The following is a 10,495-nucleotide window of genomic DNA, read 5'->3' as shown; positions in this document are numbered from 1 at the left end:
TGCTGGCAGCCACGCTGGCCCTCATGGCCGCTGTACTGCCGGGTTGCAACGACGATGACGATGGCGACGACCACACGCCTGCCAGCAACACGGTGTCGGCCGAACAGGCCTGCGCTGCACTGGCCGGCAAGTCGCTGGCGGGCGCCACCGTGGTCGCGGCTGCGGCCGTGCCGGCCAGCGGCCCTGCGCCCGTCTATTGCAAGGTGACCGCCAGCATGGCGCCCAGCCTCAACCTGGAAATGCGGCTGCCCGAGCGCTGGAACGGCAAGCTCTACTACGGCGGGGGCGGCGGCTACAACGGCAGCATCCCCGGTCTGCAAGGCGGCAACCTCACGGCCTTGCAGGCAGGTTACGCCACCGTCAACAGCGACTCGGGCCATGCGGGCAACGGGCTGTCCGCCGACTTCGCCTTGAACGACACCTACGCCGCCAACCTGTTCGGCTCCTTGTCGGTGCCCACCGTGGCCTCCGCCGCGAAGGAACTGCTGCAGTCGGCCTACGGCAAGACGCCCGACCGCGCCTACTTCGAAGGCTGTTCCAACGGCGGCCGGGAGGCCCTGATGGCGGCCCAGCGCAACCCCAACCTGTTCGACGGCATCATCGCCCGCGCGCCGGCCTACAACTGGGTGGGCTTCATGGGCCAGTTCAACCGCACCGCCAAGGCGCTGGCCGCGCCGGGTGGCCAGTTCAACGCCGCCAAGCTCGGGCTGCTCGCGCGATCGGTCCGCGATGCCTGCGATGCCAACGACGGCGTGAAGGACGGCATCGTCTCCCACCCCGCTGCCTGCAACTTCGATCCGCAGGTGCTGCGCTGCGCGGGCGGGGCCGATGCCGGCGACACCTGCCTGTCCGACGCGCAACTGGCCACCGTGGGTTCATGGACGTCTGCGGCCACCTGGGCGGGCGGCACCTACACCAATACCGGCTGGGCACTCACCGGCAATGAAGACGACGCGGGCGCATGGCCCACCTGGGTGACGGGCGGCGGCACGGTGCAGGCGGCGCTGCAGTACCTGTTCCAGGACACGACGGTGAAGAACTACCTGGCGCGCGACCGCAGCCAGGACTCGCTCAGCTACGTGTGGGACAGCAACCTGAATGCGCTCTATGCCATGGCGGCCTTGAACGACGCGACCAACACCGACCTGCGCCCCTTCAAGGCCAGCAACGCCAAGCTCATTCTCTGGCACGGCGGCAACGACTCGGCCCTGAGCTACAAGGCCACCACGGCGTACTACCAGGGCGTCACGGCCAGCGTGGGCGGGCAGGCGGCGGCCGATGAGTTCGTGCGCTACTACATCGCGCCCGGGGTGGACCATTGTTCGGGTGGCCCGGGTGCCGACCAGACCGACCTGCTGGCCGCCCCGGACGACTGGGTGAGCAACGGCAAGGCCCCCGGCACCTTGAGCGCCGCCAAGCTGGGCACCAACGGTGCGCCGCAGCTCACGCGGCCGCTGTGCGTGTACCCGCAATACGCTCGCTACACCGGGCCGGCCAACGATGCCGCCGCCGCCGCGCTGGCCAGCAACTACACCTGCACCTCGCCCTGAACCCGCGGCGGCCGGCCGGCCGCTGCCGCCACCGCCTGCACATGGCGGATGAAGCACTCGAGGAAGGCGCGGGTGCGCAGCGGCAGGTAGCGCCGGCGGGGCAGCGCGGTGACCGCCAGCTCGGGCAACAAAGCGAGGCCCGCGGTCATCGGGCGCACGCAGCATCACCAGCCGATGCGCCTGCAGGTCCTGCGGGCTAGCCGGGCAACCGAGCCGGTCGAGGCAGGCGGCCGACCCGCAAAGCTCGGCGGACCGGTTGCAGCAGCGCCTGCACCAGACGTACATGGCTGCGTGGCGAGGTCTCGCGACGCATCGACCGCGGCGGTGCGGACCTGAGCAACTGCGCATGCAGCGCGCCGCCGATCAGTGGCCACACCAGCGCGTGGTGGATGGTTTCGTCGTCCAGGTCCGCCAGGCGATGGTCGGGGCGGGCGGCCTGCCGAACCCGGCGCAGCGCCGCCAGGCTGGGGGCCATCACCTCTTCAAGCCAGAAGGCCACCAGCGACGGATGCTGCGCGCCTTCCGTGAAGACGAGCCGGTTGAACATGTCGGCCTTGCTGTCGAAGTAGAGGTAGAGCGTGCCTTTGCCCACCCCCGCACGCTGGGCGATCTCCTCCATCGCGGCGGCGGCGATGCCCCTGTCGACGAACACGTCGAACGCGGCCAGCAGCATCTTCTCCGGCCCGATGTGCCCACGCCCGCGCACCGGGCGCTGTCGGTGATTCGTCGGCATGGTCGTGCGTCAGGCCGGCGCCGTTGCCGACGGCAGCGCAGCTGCGGCCGTCGCGTCGCGGCGCACCTTGAACCAGGCGGCGTACAAGGCCGGCACGAAGACCAGCGTCAGTGCCGTCGCCACGACCAGGCCGCCCATGATGGAGATCGCCATCGGTCCCCAGAACACGCTGCGCGTCAGCGGGATCATGGCCAGCACCGCAGCCGCTGCGGTGAGCACCACCGGGCGGGACCGCCGGACCGTCGCTTCGACGATGGCTGACCAGGGCGCTGCACCGCGGCCGATGTCCTGGTCGATCTGGTCGACCAGGATGATGGCATTGCGCATGATCATGCCGCCCAGCGCAATCACCCCCAGCAGCGCGACGAAGCCAAACGGCGCCCGGAAGGCCAGCAACGCAGGCACCACGCCGATGATGGCCAGCGGGCTGGTGAGGAACACCATGAACATGCGCGAAAAGCTCTGCAGCTGGATCATCAGCAGCGCCAGCGTCACCGCGAACATGGCCGGGAACACCGCGAACAGCGCCACGTTGGCCTTGTCGCTTTCTTCGATCGCGCCACCTTCTTCGATGCGGTAGCCCGCCGGCAGGTTCTCGATGATGGGCTGCAGCGAAGGCCGGATCTGCGTCGTGGCGTAAGGGCCTTGCACGCCATCGGCCAGGTCGCTGCGCACGGTGAGCGCCATGTCGCGGTTGCGGCGCCACAGCACCGGCTCTTCGAACGTCGGCTCGATGCGGGCGACCTGCGACAGCGGCACCGTGACGCCGCTGCGGGTGAACACCTGCAGGTCGCCGAGCTGGCCGATGCCGCGACGCTCCTCGGGCGTGGCGCGCACCACCACGTCCACCAGCTCTTCGCCCCGGCGGATCTGCGTCACCGGCGAGCCGTCCAGCGTGGTCTGCACCAGGCCCTGGAGGTCCGCCGTGGTCAGGCCCAGCTGGCGGGCCTTGTCCTGGTCCACCACCACGCGCATGGAGCGCACCTGCTCATTCCAGTCGAGCTGGGTGTCGCGCACCAGCGGGCTTTGCCGCACCGCATCGCGCACCCGGTAGGCGATCTCGCGCACGACCGCCGGGTCGGGTCCGATGACGCGGAACTGCACCGGGAAGCCGACGGGCGGACCGAACTCCAGGCGCAGCACCCGCGCCCGCACGTCGGGCAGCACTTCGCCTTCGTCGAACAGTGCCATCAGCCGGGCGCGCACCCGCTCGCGCTGCTCGATGCCCGCGGTCTTGATGACCACCTGGGCAAAGCCCGGGTTGGGCAGCTCCGCCTGGATGGACAGGTAGAAGATCGGCGTGCCCGCGCCGGTGTAAGCCGTGAAGTACTCGATGTCGGGGTCTTGCGCCAGGATGGCTTCCAGGCGCTTGACCTGCTGCTCGGTGGCGGCCAACGACGCACCTTCACGCATCCGCAGCTCGGCCAGCAGCTCCGGCCGGGCTGCGGTGGGAAAGAACTGCTGCTGCACCTTCGTCATGCCGGCACCCGCGGCCACCAGCAGCAGCACCGTCAAGCCCAGCACGATGAAGCGCTGGCGCACCGCCCAGTCGATCAAGCGGCGCAAGCGGTGGTACAGCGGCCGGTCGTACACGTCGTGGTGCCCGCCATGGCCCAGCGTCCTGGGCAGCAGCTTGATGCCCAGGTAAGGCGTGAACACCACCGCCACCAGCCACGAGAGGATGAGCGACACGCCCACCACCCAGAAGATGCCACCGGCGTACTGCCCGGAGATCGACTTGGCAAAGCCCACCGGCATGAAGCCGGCGGCGGTGACCAGGGTGCCGGTGAGCATCGGGAATGCGGTGGAGGTGTAGGCGTAGGTGGCGGCACGCACGCGGTCCCAGCCCTCCTCCAGCTTCACCACCATCATCTCGACGGCGATGATGGCGTCGTCCACCAGCAGGCCCAGGGCGATGATCAGCGCCCCCAGCGAGATGCGATCGAGGTTCCAGCCCGCCGCATACATCACGGCCGACACCAGGCCCAGCACCAGGGGCACCGAAGCCGCCACCACGATGCCGGTGCGCCAGCCCAGGAACAGGAAAGACACCGCCAGCACGATGGCCAGCGCTTCCAGGAAAGCCCGCTCGAACTCCCAGATCGACTCGCCGACCACACGCGGCTGGTCGGCGTACTGCTGGATCTCGACGCCCACCGGCAGTTCGCGGCGAACCTCGTCCAGGCGTGCCTGCATGGCCTGGCCGAAGGCCATCACGTTGCTGTTGTGCTGCAGCTTGACGCCGATGGCCAGCACCGGCACGCCGTTGTGGCGGATGGTCATGCTGGGCGGGTCTTCATAGCCGCTGCGCACCGTGGCCACATCGGCCAGCCGCAGCACCTGCCCTGCCACCTCCAGCGTCACGTTCTCCACGTCCTTGACGCCGGACAAGCGGCCGTCCACACGCACCTGCACCCGGTCGTGCGGGGTGTCGGAAGAGCCCGCAGGCGCCACCAGGTTCTGGCGCGCCAGCGCATCGAACACGGCCGATGGCGGTATGCCCAGGGCCGCCAGCCGGCGGGTGGACACCTCCACGTACACGCGCTCGGCCTGCTTGCCCAGCACGTCCACCTTGCCGGCGCCAGGCACGCTCTGGAAGCGGCGCTTGACGGCCTCGGTGACCGTGAGCAGTTCAGCCATCGACAGCTCGGGCGCGCTCAATGCATACAGCACGCTGTAGCGGTCACTGTACTCGTCGTTGAAGAAAGGACCCCGCACCCCTTCCGGAAACTCCTGGCGCACGTCGCCGATCTTCTTGCGCACCTGGTACCAGGCCCGGTCGAGTTCCTCCTTGCTGCTGCCGCCCTTCATCCACAGCGTGATGCCGCCGTAGCCCTGGCGGGCGAAGCTGCGCACGTAGTCGAACTGGTCCAGCTCCTGCAACTTGCGCTCGATGCGGTTGAGCACCTGGTCCTGCACTTCTTCGGCCGTGGCACCGGGCCAGGCCACGATGGCGGTCATCTGCGGCACCTCGAAGGTCGGGTCTTCCAGACGACCCAGGCGGCTGAACGAGAACACGCCGATCACCATCGTCGCGATGATCAGGAACAGCACCATCGGCTGGTGGGTCACCGCCCACTCGGAGAGGTTGAAGCGTTTCATCAGCTGCCCTTCGCGGCCGTGGTCGCGGCGGCGCTGGTGGCGCTGGTGGTGGCCTCCGGGCTGCGCTCGATGGCCCGCACGGCCATGCCGGCATCCAGGGTCTGCGCACCCACGGTGACCACCCGCGCCCCGGCGGGCACACCGGTCAGGCGCACCGTCGCCTCGTCGGCCTGGACGACGCCCACCGGCGTGAACACCAGGCCCGTGCCCGGCGCGTTCACTATCCACACACCGGGCTGGCCACTGCCCTTGAGCAGCGCGCTGACCGGCAGCGACACCGTGGCGGGGCCGGCCGCCGGGGCCGACAGCGTCAGCTGCACCGTGCTGCCCAGCGGCAAAGCGGACACCTGCGCGCGGGAAGCGGCCGTGGCGGCAAAGCGGGCGCGGAAGGTGCGGCCCTGGGCGCTGGCCTGGGGCGCCAGTTCGCGCAGCACCAGCGGCAGCGCGGTGCGGGCGTCGGCCCAGGGGCTGGCCGTGGCCGTGAGCCCGCGCGCGCGGCCCACCCAGTCCTCCGGCAGATCGACCACCACCTCACGTTCGCCGTCGCGGGCCAGCGCCATCACGGGCTGGCCCTCGGCCACCACCTGCCCCCGCTCGAAGCGGATCGCGGTGACCACGCCGGCATATGGCGCCACCAGCGCCGCATAGCCTTCACGGTTGCGGGCCAGCGCCAGCTGGCGGCGGGCCTGGTCGAGCCGGGCGGCGGCCGCGTCGGCACGGGCCTTCTGGCGCTCATGGTCGGCCGCGCCCACCGAGCCATCGGCCAGCAGGCGACGAAAGCGGGCTTCGTCCGAGGCGGCCTGCGCGGCATCCACCTGGGCCGCCTGCACCTGGTCGGCCGCCGCATTCACGGCCAGCTGATAGTCGATGGGGTCGAGCCGGGCCAGCACCTGGCCGGCCTTCACCGCCTCACCCACCTCCACCAGACGCTCGATCACCTTGCCACCGGTGCGAAAGCCCAGGTCGCCCTCCACCCGCGCCCGCACGGTCGACGTGAAGCTGCGCGACTGCGCCGTCTGGGTGGGGTGGACGGTGGTCACGAAAACGGGCCGAACGAGGGCCGGTGGCGCCGCCGGCTGGCTGCAGGCGGCCAGCCACAAGCTGGCGGCGGTGATGCCCACACGGGCAGCCACGATGAATACGTTGCTCACTTCGAAGTCCTTGCGGCAAGGGATGGAAAGGCGCCCTCCGAGGCGAGGGATGGCAGTCCGCCCCCCAGCGCCTTGTAGAGCTGCACGTCGGCCAGGGCCTGCTGCAGCCGGCTGTCGGACAAGGCCAGTTCGCTGGCCAGCACCGAGCGCTGCACGTCCAGCAGCACCAGCAGGTCGATCTGGCCTTCGCGCTGCAGCGACTGCGCGCGCTGCAGCGAGCGCTGCCGGTGGTCCACCGTCTGCGCCAATGCCTGCGAACGCGACGCCTGCTGCTGCTGCATCAACAGGCTGTCTTCCACTTCCTGCACCGCCACCAGGGTGGCCTTCTGCCAGGCCAGCAGGGCCTCCTGCGTGCGGGCGGACTGCGCCTGGATGCCGGCGTCGATGCGGCCGGCGTTGAACAGCGGCATGGCGAAGGCCAGCGCCACGTTGGAAAAGCGCACCGGGGCCAGGTCGAGGGCATTGAGCCGCAGGTCCTGGCGCCCGACGAGGGCGTTGAGGAACAGCTTGGGCCACCACTGCGCCCGCGCTTCTTCGGTGCGCAGGCCTTCGGCGCTCACCCGCGCCTCGGCGGCGGCGAGGTCGGGCCGCCGCTTGAGCAGCTCGCCAGGCTGCCCGGGCGCGATGCTGCGCGGCGAAGGCCAGGCGAAGGGCTCGGCCGCGTCCATCACCGGTGCCGAAGGCTGACGACCCAGCAGCACTGCCAATCGGCTTTGCGCCGTGCCGGCCTGCAGGCGCAGCAGCGGCACCTGGGCATCCAGGCTGTCGGCCTCGGCCCGCGCACGGTCGAGGTCGAAGGCACTGGCCTGGCCTTCGCGCTCGCGGCTGGCCACCCGGTCGGCCGTTTCGCGCTGCGTGGCCGCCAGCGACTGCACGATGCGCAGCTGCTCCTGGGCCGCCCGCAGCAGGAAATACTGCCGGCCCACCTCGCTGGCCACCAGCAGCCGCGCACCGTCCACGCCCAGCCGGGCCGCCCACGCGTCGGCCTGCGCCGCATCACGCGCAGCCCGCACGCCGCCGGCCACATCGATTTCCCAGGCCACTTCCAGCCCGGCGCGCAGCGCACGCGTGTCGGGCGATCCTTGCTTGACCGCCGCCGGCAGGCCGCTGTCGGTCTGCGAGGCCGAGAGCTGCAGACCCACGCTCGGCCACAGCCGCGCGTCCTGCGACTGCAGGCCCGCCTGCGCTTGACGCACCCGCTGCACTGCGATGCCCACGTCCTGGTTGGCCGCGAGCGCCTCGTCGATGAAGCCGGACAGCCGGGTGTCGCCATAGCCCGCCCACCAGGCCGCGTCGGGCGCCGCGGCAGCCGCGCCGGCCGTGGACGCCTGCAGATACGACGCGGCCAGCGGCACCGACGGCTGCACCGGTGGCGCCGGCGGCGTGGCACATGCCGCCGTCAAGACTGCCAGGCCGATCACCCCCATCGGCCGGCCCCACCCCAGGGCCACGGAAGGCCAGGCTGGCCTGTGATGTTTCATGGTCTGCTTTTATGGACTCACAAGTCCATGAACTCTACGCATTTTAAATGTACTGTCAAGTACACTATTTAGAATGAGGAAGCGAGCCACGGAACAACCGCCTGACCAAGCACGCAGAGGGCGGCCGCGAGACCCGGCGCGCTGCCAGCGCATCATGGATGCCGCGCGAGCGCAGTTCCACACCCATGGGTTGGACAAGGCAAGCCTCGACGCGATCGCGGCAGATGCCGGCGTCTCGAAAATGACGGTCTACAGCCACTTCAAGTCCAAAAATGGCTTGTTCGAGGCGGTCGTCCGCGACAGGAGCGAGCAGGTGATGCCGGGCCGCACCGACATCAACGCCCTGGACCCGCGACAGCCGGAGCAGGCGCTCTTGACCATCGGACAGAACTTCCTGGCGCTGGCCCGCGAGGACCACGCCTTGGCCCAGTTCCGGGCGCTGTACGGCGCGGCGGCGACGCAGCACGAGGCCTGCCGGGCGTTCTACCGCCAAGGTGCTGACCGGCTCATCTCGGACCTGGCCGACTACCTGGGGCGTGCCAGCCTGGCCCGTGCACTGACCGTGCCCAACCCCCGGCTGGCGGCCGACCTGTTCCTGGCCATGTTCCTTGGAGATGGCCACATCCGCGGCCTGCTGAAGCTGCCCATGCCCACGCCAGCCCAGGACCACGCGATGCTGCAGGAGGCGGTACGGGTGTTCCTGGCGGGCTACCAGGCCCGCTGCTAGCCCAGGCCGAAGGTTTTGCGCAGGCTGGCATCCACCGGGCCGACCGGCATGAAGCGCCGCAGGGTCTTCAGCAGCGACGCTTCTCCCTTGGGCGTCCTGCGCATCTGCCACGCGCCCAATGCGGCGTCCACGATGGTGGCAGCCACGGCCTGCGGCGCGGGCGCCTTCTGCACGTTCCGGGTGATGGCCCGTGAGACCTGTTCCCGATCGCCGTCATAGGCGGCAATCTTCGACGCCACCACCGGCGCATTCAGGTCCAGGTTGGTCTTGGTGTAGGAAGGCTGCACCAGCACCACCCGGATGCCGAACCTGCGCACCTCGTGGTCCAGCGTCTCTGACAAGCCTTCGACGGCATGCTTGGACGCCGAGTACAGGCCCATGTAAGGGGCCGGCAGAAAGCCGAGCACGGAACTGACGTTGACGATGCGCCCGGACGCCTGCTTTCGCATGACCTGCAGCACGGCCTGCGTCACGCGCAGCATGCCGAACAGGTTGGTGTCGAACAGGTGCTTGGCTTCAGCCACCGAGGTTTCTTCCACGGCGCCCAGCAAGGTGCCCCCGGCGTTGTTGACGAGCACGTCAATGCGGCCGGCGCGCTGCAGGACAGCCCCCACCGCGCGACGCACCGACGAGTCGTCCCGAACGTCCATCTCCACCAGCTCCACCTGGGGCATTGGCTCTGCCTTGCCGAGGTCGCGCACGGTGCCGAACACGAGACAGCCCTGCTGCGCGAACTGCTGCGCCGCAGCGCGGCCGATGCCGGAGGAGACGCCGGTGATGAGAACAACTTGGGACGAAGTCATGAGGCTCTTTGCTGTACCAGTAGGTACAGTTATTTTCAGCCTCCTAATATGTACCGTCAAGTACAGATATCTTCGTCAACGGCTTCGGGCCATCAGTGGCTGATCATCCAGGGCCGCTTGCTTGGAAAGGCCTTCTGGCCCTGCGCCCCCGTCACCGTCGCGCTGCGGCGGCCGCTGCTGGTGCTGCAGCAGCCGCAGCCGGCCGGGTGCTTCAGCCGGGCATAGTCGCCCGAGCGCTTGGGCTCATGCCGGGCGCGCTCGTTGGTGGCCATGGCGCCGCGCAGCGCCGGGTCCATGTCGGCGATGCGGGCCGCGGCCAGCCAAGTGCGCGGCGCTGCAGCGCCGCAGCTCGGGCAGGGCTGCGGCTGCTCGCGGTCGGCGATGCGACGCAGCGCCTCGAAGGGGCCGCACTGGGTGCAGCGGTAGTCGTAGGTGGGCATGCGGGCGGCCTACAGGTCGGGCGACAGCGGCATGTCGATGCTGCCGTCCAGGTGCTTCACAGGCCCCGCCGCACTGGGGTTGATGTCGAAGTCGAAGATCTGCGTGGGCAGCCACAGCGTGGCGCAGGCGTTGGGCACGTCCACCACGCCGCTGATGTGGCCCTGCACCGGTGCCGTGCCCAGGATGCTGTAGGCCTGCGCGCCCGAGTAGCCGAACTTCTTCAGGTACTCGATCGCGTTCAGGCAGGCCTGGCGGTAGGCCACCTGCACGTCCAGGTAGTACTGCTTGCCCTGCTCGTCCACCGAGATGCCTTCGAAGATCAGGTAGTCGTTGTAGGTGGGCGTGATCGGGCTGGGCTTGAAGATCGGGTTCTTGATGCCGTACTTGGCCATGCCGCCCTTGATCAGCGAGACCTTCATGTGCACCCAGCCGGCCATCTCGATGGCGCCGCAGAAGGTGATCTCGCCATCACCCTGGCTGAAGTGCAGGTCGCCCACCGACAGGCCC

10 protein-coding genes are annotated in these 10,495 nt (G+C 69.7%); 2 read left to right on the top strand and 8 right to left on the bottom strand.

The window, feature by feature from the left end; translation table 11 throughout:
* Positions 1-23: 23 nt before the first annotated feature.
* Entirely contained in the window at positions 24-1,550 is a 1,527-nt protein-coding gene (locus ABNT58_RS27750; protein WP_348756602.1) for a tannase/feruloyl esterase family alpha/beta hydrolase, read from the top strand.
* Here ABNT58_RS27750 and ABNT58_RS27745 read toward each other — a convergent pair.
* From ABNT58_RS27745 to ABNT58_RS27725, 5 genes are read right to left on the bottom strand one after another with little or no spacing between them, the layout of a single operon-like run.
* Positions 1,529-1,699, bottom strand: coding sequence for a hypothetical protein (locus ABNT58_RS27745; RefSeq protein ID WP_348756601.1), 171 nt, complete (start codon positions 1,697-1,699; stop codon positions 1,529-1,531). The two genes, ABNT58_RS27750 and ABNT58_RS27745, sit on opposite strands and share 22 nt — an antisense overlap.
* 47 nt (positions 1,700-1,746) lie before the next feature.
* Positions 1,747-2,283, bottom strand: a complete 537-nt coding sequence (locus ABNT58_RS27740; protein WP_348756600.1) for a helix-turn-helix domain-containing protein — start codon at positions 2,281-2,283, stop codon at positions 1,747-1,749.
* Between the two features lie 9 nt (positions 2,284-2,292).
* On the bottom strand, positions 2,293-5,385 hold the full coding sequence (locus ABNT58_RS27735; RefSeq protein ID WP_348756599.1) for an efflux RND transporter permease subunit: 3,093 nt from the start codon (positions 5,383-5,385) through the stop codon (positions 2,293-2,295).
* Positions 5,385-6,536: an efflux RND transporter periplasmic adaptor subunit gene (locus tag ABNT58_RS27730; RefSeq protein ID WP_348756598.1), complete on the bottom strand. Its 1,152-nt coding sequence runs from the start codon at positions 6,534-6,536 to the stop codon at positions 5,385-5,387. The genes ABNT58_RS27735 and ABNT58_RS27730 overlap by 1 nt, the downstream gene beginning before the upstream one ends.
* Positions 6,533-7,939, bottom strand: coding sequence for a TolC family protein (locus ABNT58_RS27725; RefSeq protein WP_348756597.1), 1,407 nt, complete (start codon positions 7,937-7,939; stop codon positions 6,533-6,535). The genes ABNT58_RS27730 and ABNT58_RS27725 overlap by 4 nt, the downstream gene beginning before the upstream one ends.
* 232 nt (positions 7,940-8,171) lie before the next feature.
* On the opposite strand from ABNT58_RS27725, the gene ABNT58_RS27720 reads away from it, so the two are divergent.
* Positions 8,172-8,744, top strand: coding sequence for a TetR/AcrR family transcriptional regulator (locus tag ABNT58_RS27720; RefSeq protein WP_348756596.1), 573 nt, complete (start codon positions 8,172-8,174; stop codon positions 8,742-8,744).
* Here ABNT58_RS27720 and ABNT58_RS27715 read toward each other — a convergent pair.
* The 3 genes from ABNT58_RS27715 to ABNT58_RS27705 form a co-directional block, all read right to left on the bottom strand.
* Positions 8,741-9,547, bottom strand: a complete 807-nt coding sequence (locus ABNT58_RS27715) for an oxidoreductase (protein ID WP_348756595.1) — start codon at positions 9,545-9,547, stop codon at positions 8,741-8,743. The genes ABNT58_RS27720 and ABNT58_RS27715 overlap by 4 nt on opposite strands.
* A gap of 92 nt (positions 9,548-9,639) precedes the next feature.
* Positions 9,640-9,987, bottom strand: coding sequence for a zinc ribbon domain-containing protein (locus ABNT58_RS27710; protein ID WP_348756594.1), 348 nt, complete (start codon positions 9,985-9,987; stop codon positions 9,640-9,642).
* A gap of 9 nt (positions 9,988-9,996) precedes the next feature.
* Positions 9,997-10,495, bottom strand: a 499-nt coding sequence (locus ABNT58_RS27705) for an acetamidase/formamidase family protein (protein ID WP_348756593.1), incomplete at its 5' end; no start/stop codon positions are given.

Source organism: uncultured Aquincola sp., from assembly GCF_964001545.1.
Lineage (GTDB): Bacteria > Pseudomonadota > Gammaproteobacteria > Burkholderiales > Burkholderiaceae_C > Aquincola.
The sequence above is the reverse complement of the archived record's forward strand: the minus strand, read 5'-3'. Positions and strand labels throughout refer to the sequence as shown.